The sequence below is a fragment of the Geodermatophilus sp. DF01-2 genome (assembly GCF_004571065.1).
Taxonomy (GTDB): Bacteria; Actinomycetota; Actinomycetes; order Mycobacteriales; family Geodermatophilaceae; genus Geodermatophilus.
This window is the reverse complement of record NZ_SPQN01000082.1, coordinates 1-17,758: the sequence shown is the minus strand read 5'-3', so window position 1 is coordinate 17,758 and position 17,758 is coordinate 1. Positions and strand designations below refer to the sequence as shown.

The window sequence follows — 17,758 nt, the reverse complement described above, 5'->3', positions numbered from 1 at the left end:
GGGCGCGACTGCGCCGCCTGGGCCGCGGCCGCCGCGGCGGCCGCCGCGGCCTCGGCGCCCTGGGCGCCGTGGAGGACCTCCTGGGCCGCGGCGAGCTCCACCTCCAGGACCTCCCGCTGGTCGGCGAGGGCGGCAGCCTGGGAGCGCGCGGAGACCTCCTGGGCCTGGGCCTCGGCCAGGAACCCGGCCGCAACGGCCTCGGCGTCGCTGGCCGCCTGCACCGCGACCTGTGCGGCGCCGTCCGCGGCGGAGGCCTGCTGCTCGAGGACGGTCAGCTCGGTGACGACGTCGACCCGGTGGCTGCCCGCGGCGTCGAGCAGCGCGGCCCGCTCCACCAGCTGGGCCGGGCCGTCGGCGCTGAACAGCGCGACCGTGCCCGGGGACGTGCTGCCCTGCATGTAGCTCGACCGCGCGAAGGCCACCACCTCCGCGCGACCGCGGCCCAGCTCCGCGGCGGCGCGCTCGGCGGTCGCGGCCGCGGCCTCGGCCGCCGCCTGCGCCTGCTGCTGGGCGGCCTGCCGCTCCTCGTACTCCTGCAGCGCGATCAGCGCCCCCTGACGGGCGGCGTCCACGCGCTCCTGGGCCTGCGCCAGCTGCGCACCGATCTCGCCCACCCGGGCGGCCGCGGCGTCGCGCTCGGCCTGCGCCCGGGCCACCGCGGAGTCGCCCGGCGCGGCGAGGGCCGCACCCGGGGCCAGCCCGACGACGACGAGGGCGGTGACCGCCGTCCCGGCACCGCGCAGCAGCCACCGCGGCACGGCGTTCCTCGGCCGGCCGCCCCTCGGATGGCGCCCCTGCTCGTCCGCTCCGCCCACGTCCCGACCTCTCGACGACCCCGCACGTCCGGCGCCCAGGGGGCGCTCTCCGGTGCCGGATCGGCGGGATCAGCGGAGGGGTTGAGCAGGCCTCCCCCCATGGGGGGAGGCCGTTCGGCGCGGCGGCCCCTTCCCGGGGCGGCTTCCTCCTCGGCCTTCCCGAGCAGGCGACGGGACCCAGGAGGGGGGTCCTCGTCCGAGGGGCTCCAGGGAGAGGTCCTTGTTCAGCTCACCTGGCGCTCCGGGGGTCGGGGCAGGACCACGGCCCTGACCCGGATGGCGCTCGTCAGTTGACCTGCCGGTCGCTCGGGGACCAGAACGCCTCGCGGAGCTTGAACTTCTGGATCTTGCCGGTGGCGGTGCGGGCCAGCTCGTCGCGGAACTCCACCCGCTTGGGGATCTTGTACCCGGCGATCCGGCCCCGGCAGTGCGCGATGATCTCCTCCGCGGTGACCTGTTCCCCCTCGGCGACGACGACCAGCGCGGTGACCATCTCGCCCCACTTGTCGTCGGGGATGCCGATGACCGCGACCTCGGCGACCGCCGGGTGGCTGAAGACGGCGTCCTCCACCTCGATCGAGGAGACGTTCTCGCCACCGGTGATGATCACGTCCTTCTTCCGGTCGGAGATGGTGAGGTACCCCCCGCCGTCGATCGAGCCGCCGTCACCGGTGTGGAACCAGCCGCCGTCGAGCGCCTCGGCCGAGGCGTCGGGGTTGTCCCAGTAGCCGGCGAGCACGGTGTTGCTCTGCACCAGCACCTCGCCGCTCTCCCCGACCTGCATCCGGGTGCCCAGCGACGGCACCCCGGCCCGGGACAGCCGCCTCGCCCGCTCCTCCCGGTCGAGGTCGTCGTACTCGGCGCGCGGCCGGTTGATGGTGAGCAGCGGCGCGGTCTCGGTCAGTCCGTAGATCTGGTTGAACTCCCAGCCCAGCTCGGCCTCGACCCGCGCGATGGTCTTCGACGGCGGCGGGGCGCCCGCGACGATGATCCGCACCCGGTCGCGACCGGGGACCTCGCCGTCCCACTCGGCCGCGGCGTCCAGGACGGCGTTCCACACCGCCGGGGCGCCGGCCATGACGGTGACGCCGTGCCGGTCGACCCGGCGGAGGATCTCCGCGCCGTCGATCTTGCGGATCACGACCTGCCTGGCCCCGAGCCCCGCCATCGTGTACGGCAGGCCCCAGCCGTTGCAGTGGAACATCGGCAGCGTGTGCAGATAGACGTCCCGGTCGCTGACCTGCATGTGCATGCCGAACGTGACGGCGTTGACCCAGATGTTGCGGTGGGTCATCTGCACGCCCTTGGGGCGGGCGGTCGTCCCGCTGGTGTAGTTGATCGTGGCGGTGGCGTCCTCGTCGGGCGTCGACCAGGGCGCCGGCTCGGCGTCGAAGCGCAGCAGCTGCTCGTACTCCTCGCCGGTGGTGAACCGGTGCTCGGCCTCGGTGCCGTCGACGCAACCCTTGAGCGAGGCCTCCAGCTCCGGATCGACGAGCAGCACCCGCGCGCCGCTGTGGCCGACGATGTAGCCGACCTCCTCCGGCTGCAGCCGGAAGTTGACCGGGACGACGACCCGCCCGGACGACGGCAGCGCCAACAGGCACTCGAGCAGCCGGCCGGCGTTGTGGCTCACGACGGCGACCCGCTCGCCCTCCCCCACGCCGAGCGCGTCGAGGCCGGCCTGCAGGGCGCGGCCGCGGCGGGCGACCTCGCGGTAGCTCACCTCCCCGAGGGAGGGAGCGGGCTGCTGGGGCTCGTCGACGACGCCGACCCGGTCGCCGTAGACGAGCTCGGCGCGGTCGAGGAAGTCACGGGTGGTCAAGGGCACGCGCATTCCGGCTCCCGGGTCCTCGGGCCGACCGGGAGGTCAGCCGCTCGACGTGATGCCCGTCACGCTAGCGACCCTTCCGCGACCCGAGGAGGAGAGCCCCCTGATCAGCCGCGCAGCAGCCGCGGCAGCGCCGTCCCGATCGGCTCACGGACGACGAGGTCGGCGAGGTCGTCGTAGGGGGTCGGCTGGGCGTTGACGACGACGACCCGGGCCCCGCTCTGCGCAGCCAGGTCGGTCAGCCCGGCCGCGGGATGCACGGTCAGCGAGGTGCCCACGGCGAGGAAGACGTCGCAGTCGGTGGCCGCCTGCGCCGCGGCCTCGACGACCCTCGGGTCGAGGGCCTGGCCGAAGCTGACCGTCGCGGATTTGAGGATGCCGCCGCACACCCGGCAGACGGGGTCGGGCTCGCCGGCGTCCACGCGGGCCAGCGCCTCGGCCATCGTCGTCCGGTCGGAGCAGGCCAGGCACTCGACCGCGTGCACCGTGCCGTGCAGCTCGAGCACCAGCTCCGGCGACGACCCGGCCGCCTGGTGCAGCCCGTCGACGTTCTGGGTGAGCAGCGCCCGCAGCCGGCCCCGGCGCTCCAGGTCGACCAGCGCCCGGTGCCCGGCGTTGGGTGCGACGTCGCCGGTCTGCAGGTCCCGGCGCATCAGCCAGGCACGACGGCGGATGTCGGGGTCGGCCACGTAGTAGGACAGCGTCACCAGCTTCTCGGCGTCCGGATCCCTCGTCCACACGCCGTCCGGGCCGCGGTAGTCGGGGATGCCGCTGTCGGTGGAGATGCCGGCGCCGGTGAGGACGGTGACCCGTCGGGCGTCGGCCAGCCAGCCGGGCAACGGCTCGGGGACGGTCACGGGGCCTCCTCGTCAGCGCTCGTCAGCCCCGCGCCCGGCGGTGCCGCCTCCATGCGCGACCTCGCGAGCTCGGTCACGGCGCCCACCGTAGGAGCTAGAGCTGGAACAGCCCGCGGAGCCGGGCGGCCTCCTCGAGGTCTGCGCGGAAGTCGCCCAGGGTGGCGAGGGTGTACATCCCGTCGATCTGCTGCTGCGCCCAGAGGGTGTGGATGCGCCGCAGGTCGGCCTGCCGTTGCTTCCACCCGATTCCGTCGATGACCGCCATGATGAACTGGCGGGGCTGGCGCACGTCCGCCATCTCCTCGATCTCACGCACCGCGTCGCTGAGTTTGCTGCCGGTCGAGTCGAAGCCCTTGGCGGCGACGGCTATGGCCGCGTTCGGGCCGTCCGGCACCACCAGTTCACAGGGAGCATCGCGTCCGTTGCGCCCGACGAAACGCGTGCGGGTCGCGCATGCGAGGCCGAGATCGAGCGCGATGGCCTCGATCTCGTCCTCGATCCGGCGACCGGATGCGCCCGCACGGCTCGCGGCGGCCCGGGTGCCGCCGCGAGCCACCAGGATGTCACCGAAGTCGTAGCTCCGGTCTCGCTGGCTCTCGATCAGGCGGACGACGTCGAAGTGCTCCTCCAGCATCGCCACCAGCGGGATGGGCATGTCACGCGCGAGGCTGACCCAACCCGACGAGCCGAGGTGGTGGCGCAGCTGGTTCCTGAGCTGTTCCTGACTCAAGCCCACGGCGAGCCCGAGGGCCGGGACCCAGGTCGGGTGACTGTTGACCCAACGGGCGAGAGAGACGACCGAGACCTCGTCCAGTCGTCCGAGACTCTCGGCCGCCTCCTTCAACTCGGCCGACTGCGGGCTACCGGCGGTGGGGTCGACGTGGATCGAGAGTCGACCGAGCGTGTCGAGATACTCCTCGAAGGTCGGGATGCTCCTCACGCGTTCCGACCGATGAAGACGTACTCCTCGACGGCGCGCCGGGTGGCGGCCCCATGGGTTCCGAAGCTGTAGCGGTGATTGATCGACCGGACCTCCACCACGTCCTTCACCTTCCCCAGCAGTTCCACGATGCGCTCGGCGCCGGGAACGGCGTTCGACGAGTACGACAGCACGAGCGCCCGCGAGTCGGCGAAGTGCTCGAACGTCCTCAGCAGCGCGTCGTCGATCGTACGGCGGTACGCGAAGGGGGTGAAGCGCTTGGCGAGCTTCTTCGTCCTCGTGTTCTCCATGATCGAGGCCCCGTGCCAGTAGCCACTCAGACCCTCGAGGAAGTGGTAGCGCTTGATGTAGTCGTTGTCGTCGGACGGCGGCGCGTACGGAGGATCCAGGTAGACGACGTCGTACGGGCCGGCGTCGACGTCGAACACCTCGGCCTGGACCGACGTGCTGGCCCGCCCGTTGTCGAAGACGACCGCGTTGTACTCGGCGACCCGTTCCACGAAATGCTCCCGCAACGACAACTGGAGATCCCTCCGTCCGTCGCCGTACTTCTGCGCGTCGGTGAAGGTGAACACCCCACGCGGCTGCCGTCGGGCCGCCGACAGGACGAGCGCGGAGATGGCGAGATCACGCGCATGTCCGCCCATCCGGTCGATGTGGGACCAGGCGGAGTCGAGGAAGCGGCGGTCGTCGGCCGTGAAGTACAGCCCGTCGAAGGTGCGCGAGATGAAGTCCCGGTCGTCGGCCGGGGGCCCGCAGATCACCTCGACCTCGTCCGCCGAGAGAGTCGTGCGTGCGTTCGCCGTCGTGGCCCTCCCGATGACCGACGGGAAGTTCAGGTAGTCGCTGCTGGCCACCTGGTACCCCAGGCACTTGAGCAGGTAGGACACGACGCCCGAGCCGGAGAAGGGATCGGCCGCCGTGTCGCCGCCCACGTCCACGAAGGCCTGGGCGAGGTGCGGGAGGAGACGGTATTTCGACCCCATGTACCGCAGTCGCGGGAACCGACCGGCCCGCGCAACGGCCTCGGACGTGCCGTGGGCAGGGGCAGACTCCTCGATGACCGTCACGGGCGCCAGTCTGGCGGACCGGTCGGACAGTCCTGGGGATCCACCGAGTGACCGGCGACGCGTGGGCGTGTCGGTCAGCAGCCCTGCCCGTCGGGTGGCGTCGACCGCAGGAGCCGAACGGCCCCTCCCGAGCAAGGGTCGCCTCACCTCCGCGGACCGGCGGGCTCCTGGGATGATGCAGGGTGGCAAGCAGCGCGACAGACCAGCGAGGGGTAGGCGCAGAGAAGTGGCAGCCAGCAAGGACAGCTTCGGCGCGCGGACGACGCTCACCGTCGACGGCACCGACTACGACATCTACCGGCTCGACGCGGTGGAGGGCTCAGCGAAGCTGCCCTTCAGCCTCAAGGTCCTCCTCGAGAACCTGCTGCGCACCGAGGACGGCGCGGACATCACCGCCGACCACATCCGCGCCCTGGCGAACTGGGACCCGGACGCGGAGCCCGACCAGGAGATCCAGTTCACCCCGGCCCGCGTGGTCATGCAGGACTTCACCGGCGTCCCCTGCATCGTCGACCTGGCCACCATGCGCGAGGCCATGGCCGAGATCGGCGGCGACCCGCAGAAGATCAACCCGCTCGCCCCCGCCGAGCTGGTCATCGACCACTCGGTGATCGCCGACGTCTTCGGCACGCCGGAGTCCTTCGAGCGCAACGTCGAGATCGAGTACGAGCGCAACGGCGAGCGTTACCAGTTCCTCCGCTGGGGCCAGGGCGCCTTCGCCGACTTCAAGGTCGTCCCCCCGGGCACCGGGATCGTCCACCAGGTCAACATCGAGCACCTGGCCCGCGTGGTGTTCCCGCGCCAGGAGGGCGACGAGGGCGGGTCGGGTGGGCGGATGATTGCCTACCCCGACACCTGCGTGGGCACCGACTCGCACACCACGATGGTCAACGGCCTGGGCGTGCTGGGCTGGGGCGTCGGCGGCATCGAGGCCGAGGCCGCCATGCTCGGCCAGCCGGTGTCGATGCTCATCCCGCGGGTCGTCGGCTTCAAGCTGACCGGTGAGCTGCCCGACGGCGCCACCGCCACCGACCTGGTCCTCACGATCACCGAGATGCTGCGCCAGCACGGCGTGGTCGGGAAGTTCGTCGAGTTCTACGGCGCCGGCGTCTCCGCGGTGCCGCTGGCCAACCGGGCCACGATCGGCAACATGAGCCCGGAGTTCGGCTCCACCGCGGCGATGTTCCCCATCGACGAGGAGACCATCGGCTACCTGCGGCTGACCGGCCGTAGCGAGGAGCAGGTGGCGCTGGTCGAGGCCTACGCCAAGGAGCAGGGCCTCTGGCACGACCCGTCGCGCGAGCCGGCGTTCTCCGAATACCTCGAGTTGGACCTGTCGACCGTCGTCCCGTCGATCGCCGGGCCGAAGCGTCCGCAGGACCGCGTGGCGATCGCCGACGCGAAGGCCGCCTTCCGTGCTGCGCTCGCCGACTACGTGCAGGACGACGAGACCGGCGGCGAGGACCGCAAGCCCGGCGTCCCGGCCAACCAGCAGCCCTACGGCGTCGAGTCCGCCGTCGACGAGGCCTCGGCGGAGTCGTTCCCGGCGTCCGACCCGGCCACCCCGGCCCCGGGCGGCGGTCACGGCAACGGCGCTGCGGGCCAGCCGCACCACTACGAGGACGACGCCGTGTCCGGCCGCCCCTCCGAGCGGACGAAGGTCGTCCTGGAGGACGGCACGGAGACCTTCGTCGACCACGGCTCGGTCGTCATCGCCGCGATCACCTCGTGCACCAACACGTCGAACCCGCAGGTGATGCTCGGCGCCGCGCTGCTGGCCAAGAACGCCGTCGAGCGCGGCCTGGTCTCCAAGCCGTGGGTGAAGACGACGCTGGCCCCCGGGTCCAAGGTCGTCATGGACTACTACGAGAAGGCGCAGCTCACCCCGTACCTGGAGAAGCTCGGCTTCTACCTGGTCGGCTACGGCTGCACGACCTGCATCGGCAACTCGGGCCCGCTGCCCGAGCCGGTGTCGAACGCGGTCAACGAGGCCGACCTCGCCGTGGTCTCGGTGCTGTCGGGCAACCGCAACTTCGAGGGCCGGATCAACCCGGACGTCAAGATGAACTACCTGGCGAGCCCGCCGCTGGTGATCGCCTACGCGCTGGCCGGGTCGATGGACGTCGACATCACCAACGAGCCGCTGGGCCAGGGCACCGACGGCCAGGACGTGTACCTGCGCGACATCTGGCCCTCGCCGCAGGAGGTCCAGCGGGTCATCGACGAGGCCGTCTCCGCCGAGCAGTTCGGTCGCAGCTACGAGGACGTCTTCGCCGGCACCGAGCAGTGGCAGAACCTGCCCACGCCGACCGGGGACACCTTCGCGTGGGACGCCGAGAGCACCTACGTCCGCAAGCCCCCGTACTTCGAGGGCATGCCCGCCGAGCCCGCGCCGGTGGAGGACATCGCCGGGGCGCGCGCCCTGGCCGTCCTCGGCGACTCGGTGACCACCGACCACATCTCCCCCGCCGGGTCGATCAAGCCGGACAGCCCGGCCGGGAAGTACCTGCGCGAGCACGGCGTGGAGCGGCGCGACTTCAACTCCTACGGCTCCCGGCGCGGCAACCACGAGGTGATGATCCGCGGCACCTTCGCCAACATCCGACTGCGCAACCTGCTAGTGCCCGGCACCGAGGGCGGGGTCACCAGGAACCACCTGACCGGCGAGACGACGACGATCTACGACGCCTCGGTCGCCTACCAGGAGCAGGGCATCCCGCTGGTCGTGCTGGCCGGCAAGGAGTACGGCTCGGGCTCGTCGCGCGACTGGGCGGCCAAGGGGACGGCGCTGCTCGGCGTCAAGGCGGTCATCGCCGAGAGCTACGAGCGGATCCACCGCTCCAACCTCATCGGCATGGGCGTCCTGCCGCTGCAGTTCCCCGCGGGCCAGGACCGCGAGTCGCTCGGCCTGACCGGCGAGGAGGAGTTCACCATCACCGGGATCACCGAGCTCGACGAGGGCCGCACGCCCCGCACGGTGAAGGTCAAGGCCGGTGACGTCGAATTCGACGCCACCGTCCGGATCGACACCCCCGGCGAGGCCAACTACTACCGCAACGGCGGGATCATGCAGTACGTGCTGCGCTCGCTGCGCGGCTGACCGCGCCCCGTGACCGACGACGGCGCCGCCCCCCGTGTCCCGGGGGGCGGCGTCCTCACGCGTCCGGCTCCGGTCCTGGTCGCCTGCGCGCACGGCACCCGCAACCCCACCGGCCGCCGGCTGGTCGCCGAGCTCGCTCTGGCCGCGCGGACCCTGCGTCCCGGCCTGGTGACGGCGGCGGCGTTCGTCGACGTGCAGCCACCGACGGTCGCCGACGTCGTCGCGGGCCTCGCGGCCGGCGGGCGCCCCGCGGTCGTCGTCCCGCTGCTGCTCTCCGGCGGCTACCACGTGCACGTCGACATCGCCCGGGCCGTGCGCGCGCACGACCCGGCCCGCGCCGCCCGGCCGCTGGGTCCCGACCCGCGGCTGGTCGCCGTGCTGCACGACCGGCTGGTCGCCGCGGGCGCCGACCCGCGCGACCCGGGCACGGCCGTGGTGCTGGCCGCTGCGGGCTCCAGCGACCCGCGGTCGGTCGCCGACGTCGATGCCACCGCCGCGCAGCTGCAGGAGCGCTGGACCGGCCCGGTCACCACCGGCTACGGCTCGGCCGCGCAGCCGCCGGTACCCGACGCGGTCGCCGCCGCACGAGCCGCCGGCGCCCGGCGAGTGGCGCTCGCCGCCTACCTGCTCGCGCCGGGCCACTTCCACGCGAAGCTCGGCGGGGCCGGTGCCGATACGGTCACCGCTCCCCTGCTGCCCGACGAGCGCATCGCCGCCGTCCTGCTCGACCGCTACGACACCGCCGTGGCAAGCAGCGCATGACCGTGATTGGCTTGGTCAACCTTGGCCAGGCTGACTACCGTGGTCATCGTGCGGGTGAACGTCGGGCAGGCGAAGACCGAGCTGTCGAAGCTGCTCGTCCGGGTCGAGGCCGGCGAGGAGGTCGAGATCGCCCGGGACGGGATACCGGTCGCGCGGCTCGTCCCCGTGGAACCCCCCTCGGCGGGCAGCCGCTTCCTCGCCGCACGAGGCTCGATGAGAGGGTTGATCACCATCGGCGAGGGCTCCGAGTTCACCGACGCGGAGCTCGACGAGATGCTCGACAACCCTGCGTGAGGCTCCTGCTCGACACACACGTCGTGCTCTGGCACTTCGGCGACGTCCGCCGACTGGGCCCGCATGCCGAGCAGGCCATCGAACGGGCGAGTGAGCTACGGGTCAGTGCCGTGTCGTTCGCCGAGGTCGGCGTCAAGGCCGCGGTCGGCAAGCTCTCCGTCCGAGGTGACCTCCACGCTGAGGTGGTTCGCAGCGGCATGCGCCTCCTGCCCCTCACACCGCAGCACGGCCTCGCGGTCGCCGACCTTCCGCTGCACCATCGAGATCCCTTCGACCGACTGCTGATCGCTCAGCCGTGGCCGAGGGCCTGACCGTGGTCACCGCCGACCCGCGGTTCCGGCCGTACGGCGTCCCGGCCCTCGACGCGCTCGCCCGATCCGGACGCGGTCACAGGCGCCCTGCGGCCTGACGTCCCGGGCCACGGGCGTCGGCCGACTCCGCCCGTGGCGCTGGCTTCGGGCGGCACCGGACCGTCGCCCCCGCCGGAGCGTCCCGCGAACGCGTCGAATGCGCGCGTCAGCATTCCGTCGTCCCGCGCACGCGGAGGTCCTCCACGCGCGGCAACCAGGGTCATGGGGCCGGCATCACGACGCCCGAGGACGAGTCCTTGCAGGTCGGCAACTCCAGGTTCCTCGGTCGCGATGCGGAGATCACGACGTCCGCTCGACACCTGCGAAGTGGCCGTCGCCGCCGGGTCTGGGAGGATGGACGTGGGCCCCGTTCCGGGCCCCCGGACGAGCGGTGCCGTACCCGGACAGCGACAAGACGGCGCCCGTGGAGGCATCGTGTCCTGGGTCGTGCTCGTCGTGTCCGGTGTGTTGGAGGCCGTGTGGGCCACCGCCCTCGGCCGCTCCGAGGGGTTCAGCCGGCTGGGCCCCTCCATCGTCTTCGGCGTCACCCTGGTGCTGAGCATGGCGGGGCTGGCCTACGCCATGCGGGAGCTCCCGGTCGGGACCGCGTACGCGGTGTGGGTGGGCATCGGTGCCGTCCTGACCGTCGTGATCGCCATGGTGACCGGTGAGGAGCCGGTGTCCGCGGTCCGGCTGCTGCTGCTGGCCGGGATCGTCGGCTGCGTCGTGGGGCTCAAGGTCCTGCACTGATTCCCTGCCCTCGACGGGGCCGGGGTGCTCCCCCGGCGGGGCCGAGGGTGGGCCGGGCGGGACCGTGGACGGCACGGGGGCACGGCACGGGCAGAGCAGCCGACGAGGACGAGCCCACACTCGCCCGCCGCGACGGACTCGAGTTCGGGCCGCCGGCGCAACCCCGCTGACGCTTCTCGAGCCGTCAGGGGCTCGACCGACCTCCCGCGCCGCCGACCGCCGCGGCGGGCCGGCACCGCCGCCATTGCTACAGCGGCTGTACTGCTGACGTCGGCCCGCAGGTCACTGTGGTGCCAGCAGCCCGCGCAGTTCCCGGGTGAGCGCTTCGCGGGCCTCCGGGTGCTGGTGCCAGGCCGCGGGCGTGGCCTGCAGCAGCGAGATCCGCCAGCGACCGCCCTCCTCGACGGCGACGAGGGTGTGCACGGTGTGCAGGTCGGGGTCGAAGTCGTTGCCGTTCGCCGGAATCATCCCGGCGTGCGCAAGCAGTACCGCGACACCGGGCGCCATGGGCCGAACCGACCGGACGACGCCGACGTAGGTGGGCGTCGGGTGGCTGCCGAACACCTGCCGGAGGTCGGCCGCGATGGACAGTCGGCCCCGGTGGTGGCTGCCGTCGAAGCCGACGATGTCGCCGTCGTCGGCGAAGCCGGCCGCGACCGCCGCGCCGCTGCGCCGGTTCCACCCGTCGAGGAACTGGGCGTAGAGCGCACGGATCTGTGCGTCGTTCGGGTGCGCTGACGTCACGCTGGCTCCTCTTGCGTTGCTGGGACAGGAGTGACGGTAGTGGTCAGGCCGCACCGACCGTTCGACCCTCGCCGACCGCGAACTGGGTGCGGTACAGGTCGGCATACCGTCCGCCGAGCGCCAGCAACTCCTCGTGTGTGCCCGACTCCGCGATGCGACCATCGTCGACCACGAGGATCTGGTCGGCGCTGCGGATGGTGGAGAGCCGGTGCGCGATCACCAGCGACGTCCGGCCGGCCAGCGCGGTGTCCAGGGCGTGCTGCACCGCCACCTCCGACTCGCTGTCCAGGTGCGCGGTGGCCTCGTCCAGGATCACGATCCCGGGCGCCTTGAGCAGTACCCGCGCGATCGCCAGCCGCTGCTTCTCGCCGCCGGAGAGCCGGTGGCCGCGGTCGCCCACGACGGTGTCCAGGCCATCGGGCAGCGCGCGCACCAGCACAGCGATGCGGGCGCCGGTCAGCGCTGCCCACAGCTCGTCGTCGGTCGCCTGCGGCCGGGCGTAGAGGAGGTTGGCGCGGATGGTGTCGTGGAACAGGTGCGCGTCCTGGCTGACCACGCCGATCGCGTCCCGCAGCGAGGCCAGGGTGACCTGCCGGACGTCGACCCCGCCCACCCGCACCGTGCCACTGGTCGCGTCGTACAGCCGCGGTACGAGATTGGCGATCGTCGACTTCCCCGCCCCGGAATGGCCGACCAAGGCGACGAGCTGACCGGGCTCCACCCGGAAGGAGACGTCGTGCAGCACCGCCGTCGGCCCGCCGTGCTCGGGCAGCGACACGTCCTCCAGTGACGGTAGCGAGACCTCGGCGCTCGAGGGGTAGCTGAAGGAGACGTGCTCGAACTCGATGGACCGGTCGCCGGCCGGCACGGGAACGGCGTCGGGCTCCTCCCGGATCATCGGCGGCAGGTCGAGCACCTCGAAGACCCGGTCGAAGCTGACCATCGCGCTCATCACGTCGACCCGGACGTTGGACAGGGCGGTCAGCGGGCCGTACAGCCGGGAGAGCAGCAGCGCGAGCGCGACGACGTCGCCCGGGCTGAGCGAGCCGGTGAAGGCCAGCCAGCCGCCGAGGCCGTAGACCAGCGCGGTGGCCAGCGCCGCGACGAGGGTCAGCGCGGTGAAGAAGGTGCGCCCGTACATCGCCGACAGGACGCCGATGTCGCGCACGCGGGCGGCTCGGCCGCGGAACCCGTCGGCCTCCACGTCGGGCCGACCGAACAGCTTGACCAGCAGCGCCCCGGCCACGTTGAACCGCTCGGTCATCGTGGCGTTCATGGAGGCGTTGAGCCCGTAGGACTCGCGGGTGATCTCCTGCAGCCGCCGCCCGATCCGCCGGGCGGGGAGCACGAACACCGGCACCAGGACCAGCGACAGCGCGGTGATCTGCCAGGACAGCGTGAACATGACCGCGGCGGTGAGCACCAGCCCGATCGCGTTGGACAGCACCCCGGACAGGGTCGAGGTGAACGCCTGCTGGGCGCCGATCACGTCGTTGTTCAGCCGGCTGACCAGCGCGCCGGTCTGGGTGCGGGTGAAGAAGGCGACCGGCATCCGCTGCACGTGCTCGAACACCCGGCTGCGCAGGTCGTAGATGACGCCCTCGCCGATGCGCGCGGAGAACCAGCGGGTGGCCAGCGAGATGCCGGCGTCGACGACGGCGAGCGCCGCGATGACCAGCGCGATGCGGACGACGTCGGCCGCCGTCCCGTCCAGACCGGCGATCAGGTTGATGATCCGGCCGGCCAGCAGCGGGGTCAGCACGCCGATCACCGACGAGCCGACCACCAGCAGCACGAAACAGGTCAGCTCGCGCCGGTAGGGCCGGGCGATGCCGAGGATGCGGCGCACCGTGCCCTCGGGCAGCTCGCGCGCGGTGACCGACGGGTCGCGGCGGAAGGACCGCATCGCCGCCATGGAGGTCATGGAACCGCTCACGTCCCTGCCACCTCCTCTCCCGACCGGCCAACACCCCCACCCGGTGGGCTGTTCCGCGAGGAGTGTGGCAGCGACCTCCGACGGTTCAGCGCCCGCCGGCCAGCTCGGCCAGCCGCCGGGTCTGGGCGGCGCGCTCGGCGGCGTCCTGCGCCTCCGGGTCGTTGCGGACGGCGGAGCGGACCAGCGCCGCGGTCTCCCGGCTCGCCCCCGCCGGGGCCGCGGTGATGGCCGTGACCAGCGCCCCGACCGCCTCCTCGAGCCCGGCCGCCGGGACGACGGTGGTGGCCAGCCCGATCGCCCGGGCCTCGGCCGCGCCGACGGCCCGCCCGGTGAGGCAGATCTCCAGCGCCCGGGAGTAGCCGACCAGCTCGACCAGGGTGCTCGTGCCGGTGAGGTCGGGCACCAGCCCCAGCGTCGCCTCCGGCAGCCGCAGGACGGCGTCCTCGGTGAACACCCGCAGGTCGCAGGCGAGCGCCAGCTGCGCTCCCGCGCCGATCGCGTGGCCCTGCACCGCGGCGACCGAGACGATCCCCGGCGAGCGCAGCCACCGGAAGCCGGCCTGGTAGCGCCGGATGCGCTCCTGCGCCTCCTCGGCGGGTCGCCGGCCCAGCTCGCCCAGGCCGCCGGCGGTGGCGGGGTCGGCACTGAACAGGGAGCGGTCCAGCCCCGCGGAGAACGACCGCCCCTCGCCGCGCACGACGACGACCCGCACGGCGTCGTCCAGCGAACTGCCGACCGCGGCGAGAGCCGCCCACGTGACGGGGGTCTGCGCGTTGAGCTGGTCGGGCCGGTCGAGGGTGACGGTGAGGACGGCGCCGTCCCGCGCCGTCCGCACCCACCCGCCCTGGTCCGCCCCGCTCAACTCTTCTTGCTGTTCCGGTTGGCTCCCCCGCGGCTGCGCAGGGTGGCACCGGACTCCGACAGGAGCCGGTGCACGAAGCCGTAGGACCGGTTCGTCGACGACGCCAGCGAGCGGATGCTCTCGCCGCCGTCGTAGCGCTTGCGCAGCTCGTCGGCGAGCGACGTGCGGTCGCCACCGGTGATGCGCTTGCCCTTGCCGAGATCCGCGGTGCTCGAGTCGGCCATGACTCCCCTCCGTCAGCAACCGGCCGCGGACGCGTAGTCCGGTGAGGCTGCTCGTCCCGTCGGCGCCGGGCCCCGCTGACCTCGGCGTCCCACGTCCCATGATCACCCGACCGGGCGATGCGGGCCACGCGAAGGAGGAGATCGTCGGCTACCGGCCGCGGCCAGGTGCCGCTGACCCGGTCCTGCCGAGTGGGCAGTTGTCGTCGTCGACACGCGCAGGCGCGCCGGCCCGGACGACCGCAACTGCCCGCTCGCGACGGCGAGCCCTTCCCTACGCGAGCTCGACGAGGTCGGCGAGGTCCTCGCTCCAGGCGTCCTCGGTGCCGTCGGGCAGCAGGATGACCTTGTCCGGGTCCAGTGCCCGCACCGCGCCCTCGTCGTGGGTCACCAGCACGATCGCACCGGTGTAGGTGCGCAACGCCTCCAGCACCTGCTCGCGGCTGGCCGGGTCGAGGTTGTTGGTCGGCTCGTCGAGCAGCAGCACGTTCGCGCCGGACACCACCAGCGTGGCCATGGCCAGCCGGGTCTTCTCACCACCGGAGAGCGTGCCGGCCCGCTGGTCGACGGTGTCGCCGGAGAAGAGGAACGCGCCGAGGATCCGCCGCAGCTCGGTGTCCGTGCTCTGCGGCGCCGACGACCGCATCACCTCGAGCAGCGAGCGGTCCAGGTCGAGGGTCTCGTGCTCCTGCGCGTAGTAGCCGATCCGCAGTCCGTGTCCGGCCTTCACCTCGCCGGTGTCGGGCATCTCGGTGCCGGCCAGCATGCGCAGCAGCGTGGTCTTCCCGGCCCCGTTGAGCCCGAGGACGACGACCCGCGTCCCCCGGTCGACGGCGAGGTCGACGTCGGTGAACACCTCGAGCGAGCCGTAGCTCTTCGACAGGCCCTCGGCGGTCAGCGGTGTCTTGCCGCACGGCGCGGGGGTCGGGAAACGCAGCTTGGCCACCCGGTCCTGGACGCGGACGGCCTCCAGGCCGCTGGCCAGCCGCTGGGCGCGCTTGTCCATACTCTGCGCCGCCTTGGCCTTGGTGGCCTTGGCGCGCATCTTGTCCGCCTGCGCGGTCAGCGCGTCGATCTTGCGCTCGGTGTTGGCCCGCTCCTGCTTGCGGCGGCGCTCGTCGGTCTCCCGCTGGGCCAGGTAGGGCTTCCAGCCGAGGTTGTAGACGTCGACCGTCGCCCGGTTGGCGTCGAGGTGCCACACCTTGTTGACGACGGCGTCGAGCAGTTCGACGTCGTGGCTGATGACGACCAGCCCGCCCCTGTGCGCGGACAGGAAGCCCTTGAGCCAGGTGATCGAGTCGGCGTCCAGGTGGTTGGTGGGCTCGTCGAGCAGCAGCGTCTCGGCGTCGGAGAAGAGGATGCGGGCCAGCTCCACGCGGCGTCGCTGGCCACCGGAGAGGGTTCGCAGCGGCTGGGTGAGCACCCGGTCGGGCAGCCCGAGGGCGGTGCAGATCCGGGCCGCCTCGCTCTCGGCGGCGTACCCGCCGAGTGCGGCGAACTGGTCCTCGAGCCGGCCGTAGCGGCGCACCGCCCTGTCCCGCTCGGCGTCGTCGGCCGGCTCGGCCATCGCCACCTGCGCCTTGGTCATCTGCGCGCGCAGGACGTCGAGCCCGCGGCCGGAGAGCACGCGGTCGCTGGCGGGAATGTCGAGATCGCCGCTGCGCGGGTCCTGCGGCAGGTAGCCGATCTCGCCACTGACCTCGACCTTGCCGGCGTGCGGCAGCCGCTCGCCGGCGAGGGTGGTGAGCGTGGTGGTCTTGCCGGCGCCGTTGCGGCCCACGAGGCCGATGCGGTCGCCGGGCTGAACGCGCAGGGTCGCGTCGCCGATGAGGACGCGGGCACCGGCGCGCAGCTCGAGGCCGGTCGTCGTGATCACTGATCCCAGGGTAGTTGAAGGACCTCTCTGCCCCCCACGCCTCGCAAGCTCAGCGCGGGACCCTGCAGAGAGGCCATCTGCGTGGTTCCGACCGCATTCCGGGTGACGTCGGCGGCACGGCTGTCCACAGGAGGGTGAGAGGACCCTCCGCGCGGGCCCGGCGCGGGCCACGATCCTGCGCATGACCTCGACGTCCGGTCCGCCGTGGAGCCCGCCGTGCCCCGTGTGCGGCCTGCCCAGCGCCGGGTCCGGACCGGCGCCGTGCCCCTCCTGCGGCCTGCCGGCCGTCGGCGAGGCCGCCCGCGTCGTCGCCCGCATCGCCGCCACGATCGACGAGCTCGTCCGCGACCGCGACCGGCTGCTGGCCACGCTGCGGACGGCGGCGACGCCGGCGACGCCGGCGACGGCCGCACCTCCCCCGGCGCCCGCGCCCACATCCGCGGTCTGCCAGGTCACGACACCGGTTCCCGGCGTGCCGGCACCGGCTCCTCCGCCGCCCCCGATCGACGAGCGGTACCCCGTGCCCCCGCCGCCGCGCCGGGTCAGCCCGCAGCAGGTGCTCCTCGGGCTCGGCGCCCTGCTGGTGGTCGCCGCGGGCATCGCCTTCGTCGCCGTCGCCTGGACCCGGCTGGGCCTGGTCTTCCAGGCCGCGGTGATGGGAACCGTCACGGTCACTGCCTGTGGCGTCTCCGCGTGGACGGCGCGGCGCGGCCTGCGGGCCACCGAGGAGGCGCTGGCCGCCGCCGGTGCGGCGCTGCTCGTCGTCGACCTCGCCGCGGCGCACGCCCTGGGGCTGTGGGGTCTCGACGGCGTCCCGGCGCGGCTGTGGACGGCGGCCTCGTGCGGCGTCGTCGCGGCGGCCGCCCTCGGCCTCGGCCGGCTGACCCGCAGCACCGTGACCTGGCCGCTGGCCGCGCTGCTCGCCGTCCAGCCGGTCCCGGTGCTGTTGCTGCCCGCCGAGACCGGCACCGGCGCGGCCGTGGTCGCCGCCGCCCTCGGCACCGCCCTGCTCGACGTCGCCGTGCTGTTGCGGCTGCGTCCGCTGCTGGCGCCGGTCGCGCAGGTGCTGGCCGCGCTGTGGGCGTTCGTCGCGGGGACCGGCGGGGTGCTCCTCGCCTGGGTCGGGACGACGGCCGACGCGTGGTCCACGACGGTCCTGCTCACCGTCGCGGGAGTGGTGCCACTTCTCCTGCGGCGGGACGCGCGGCTGGCCGTCCGGCTGCCGACGGCCCCGCTGCTGGCCGGCACGGCGGCCGCGGTCGCCGCCCTGGCGCTCACCGGTGCCCTCGGACGCCTCGACCTCCCCGGCCGGGTCGTCGCCGCCGGGCTGGGCCTGGTCCTGCTCACCGCGGC

Annotated in this window: 14 protein-coding genes, 2 pseudogenes and 1 riboswitch; of the genes and pseudogenes, 6 read left to right on the top strand and 10 right to left on the bottom strand. The window is 73.1% G+C overall.

Translation table 11 applies throughout. The features are described 5' to 3' along the window. The 5 genes and pseudogenes from E4P41_RS17830 to E4P41_RS17810 all read right to left on the bottom strand — a co-directional run. Positions 1–758: pseudogene (locus E4P41_RS17830) on the bottom strand (hydrolase); the annotation flags it as partial. Between the two features lie 343 nt (positions 759–1,101). After that, positions 1,102–2,649, bottom strand: coding sequence for an AMP-binding protein (locus tag E4P41_RS17825; RefSeq protein WP_135142599.1), 1,548 nt, complete (start codon positions 2,647–2,649; stop codon positions 1,102–1,104). 101 nt (positions 2,650–2,750) lie between these two features. Continuing rightward, positions 2,751–3,500: a Sir2 family NAD-dependent protein deacetylase gene (locus E4P41_RS17820; RefSeq protein ID WP_135142598.1), complete on the bottom strand. Its 750-nt coding sequence runs from the start codon at positions 3,498–3,500 to the stop codon at positions 2,751–2,753. A 94-nt stretch (positions 3,501–3,594) separates the two neighbouring features. Further along, positions 3,595–4,440 (bottom strand): hypothetical protein, encoded by an 846-nt coding sequence (locus E4P41_RS17815; protein WP_135142597.1) that lies wholly within the window; start codon positions 4,438–4,440, stop codon positions 3,595–3,597. Beyond that, entirely contained in the window at positions 4,437–5,426 is a 990-nt protein-coding gene (locus tag E4P41_RS17810) for a DNA adenine methylase (protein ID WP_135142596.1), read from the bottom strand. Before E4P41_RS17810 ends, E4P41_RS17815 begins: the two co-directional genes overlap by 4 nt. A 310-nt stretch (positions 5,427–5,736) precedes the next feature. Here E4P41_RS17810 and E4P41_RS17805 point away from each other — a divergent pair, with 310 nt between their 5' ends. The 5 genes from E4P41_RS17805 to E4P41_RS17785 all read left to right on the top strand — a co-directional run bounded on the left by E4P41_RS17805 (position 5,737) and on the right by E4P41_RS17785 (position 10,766). Then, positions 5,737–8,610 carry an aconitate hydratase gene (locus tag E4P41_RS17805; RefSeq protein WP_245177454.1) on the top strand — a complete coding sequence of 958 codons (2,874 nt, stop codon included), beginning with the start codon at positions 5,737–5,739 and terminating at the stop codon, positions 8,608–8,610. A 9-nt stretch (positions 8,611–8,619) separates the two neighbouring features. Continuing rightward, a complete protein-coding gene (locus E4P41_RS17800) occupies positions 8,620–9,372 on the top strand; it encodes a CbiX/SirB N-terminal domain-containing protein (protein WP_245177453.1) in 753 nt (250 codons plus the stop codon). Positions 9,373–9,420: 48 nt separating this feature from the next. Then, positions 9,421–9,666 carry a type II toxin-antitoxin system prevent-host-death family antitoxin gene (locus E4P41_RS17795; protein ID WP_135142595.1) on the top strand — a complete coding sequence of 82 codons (246 nt, stop codon included), beginning with the start codon at positions 9,421–9,423 and terminating at the stop codon, positions 9,664–9,666. Next, positions 9,663–9,977: a type II toxin-antitoxin system VapC family toxin gene (locus E4P41_RS17790; RefSeq protein WP_209307783.1), complete on the top strand. Its 315-nt coding sequence runs from the start codon at positions 9,663–9,665 to the stop codon at positions 9,975–9,977. Before E4P41_RS17795 ends, E4P41_RS17790 begins: the two co-directional genes overlap by 4 nt. Positions 9,978–10,374: 397 nt before the next feature. Beyond that, positions 10,375–10,441: riboswitch (guanidine-III (ykkC-III) riboswitch) on the top strand. Between the two features lie 10 nt (positions 10,442–10,451). Continuing rightward, positions 10,452–10,766 (top strand): multidrug efflux SMR transporter, encoded by a 315-nt coding sequence (locus E4P41_RS17785; RefSeq protein WP_135142594.1) that lies wholly within the window; start codon positions 10,452–10,454, stop codon positions 10,764–10,766. A gap of 282 nt (positions 10,767–11,048) precedes the next feature. Here the strand turns inward: E4P41_RS17785 and E4P41_RS17780 are convergent, their stop codons facing one another. The 5 genes from E4P41_RS17780 to E4P41_RS17760 form a co-directional block, all read right to left on the bottom strand. Continuing rightward, entirely contained in the window at positions 11,049–11,510 is a 462-nt protein-coding gene (locus E4P41_RS17780; protein WP_135142593.1) for an SgcJ/EcaC family oxidoreductase, read from the bottom strand. Between the two features lie 43 nt (positions 11,511–11,553). Continuing rightward, positions 11,554–13,446: an ABC transporter ATP-binding protein gene (locus tag E4P41_RS17775; protein WP_135142592.1), complete on the bottom strand. Its 1,893-nt coding sequence runs from the start codon at positions 13,444–13,446 to the stop codon at positions 11,554–11,556. 85 nt (positions 13,447–13,531) lie between these two features. Beyond that, a complete protein-coding gene (locus tag E4P41_RS17770; RefSeq protein WP_135142591.1) occupies positions 13,532–14,308 on the bottom strand; it encodes an enoyl-CoA hydratase/isomerase family protein in 777 nt (258 codons plus the stop codon). Next, positions 14,305–14,532, bottom strand: a complete 228-nt coding sequence (locus E4P41_RS17765; protein ID WP_100497576.1) for a helix-turn-helix domain-containing protein — start codon at positions 14,530–14,532, stop codon at positions 14,305–14,307. Before E4P41_RS17765 ends, E4P41_RS17770 begins: the two co-directional genes overlap by 4 nt. A 271-nt stretch (positions 14,533–14,803) precedes the next feature. After that, positions 14,804–16,405, bottom strand: a complete 1,602-nt coding sequence (locus tag E4P41_RS17760) for an ABC-F family ATP-binding cassette domain-containing protein (protein WP_135142590.1) — start codon at positions 16,403–16,405, stop codon at positions 14,804–14,806. 181 nt (positions 16,406–16,586) lie between these two features. On the opposite strand from E4P41_RS17760, the pseudogene E4P41_RS17755 reads away from it, so the two are divergent. Then, positions 16,587–17,758, top strand: a pseudogene (locus E4P41_RS17755) (DUF2157 domain-containing protein); the annotation flags it as partial.

Excerpts from the sequence above, each read along its gene's own strand:
- E4P41_RS17825 (WP_135142599.1), bottom strand. The coding sequence starts at position 2,649 with ATGCGCGTGCCCTTGACCACCCGTGACTTCCTCGACCGCGCCGAGCTC.
- E4P41_RS17810 (WP_135142596.1), bottom strand. The coding sequence starts at position 5,426 with ATGGGGTCGAAATACCGTCTCCTCCCGCACCTCGCCCAGGCCTTCGTG.
- E4P41_RS17765 (WP_100497576.1), bottom strand. The coding sequence starts at position 14,532 with ATGGCCGACTCGAGCACCGCGGATCTCGGCAAGGGCAAGCGCATCACC.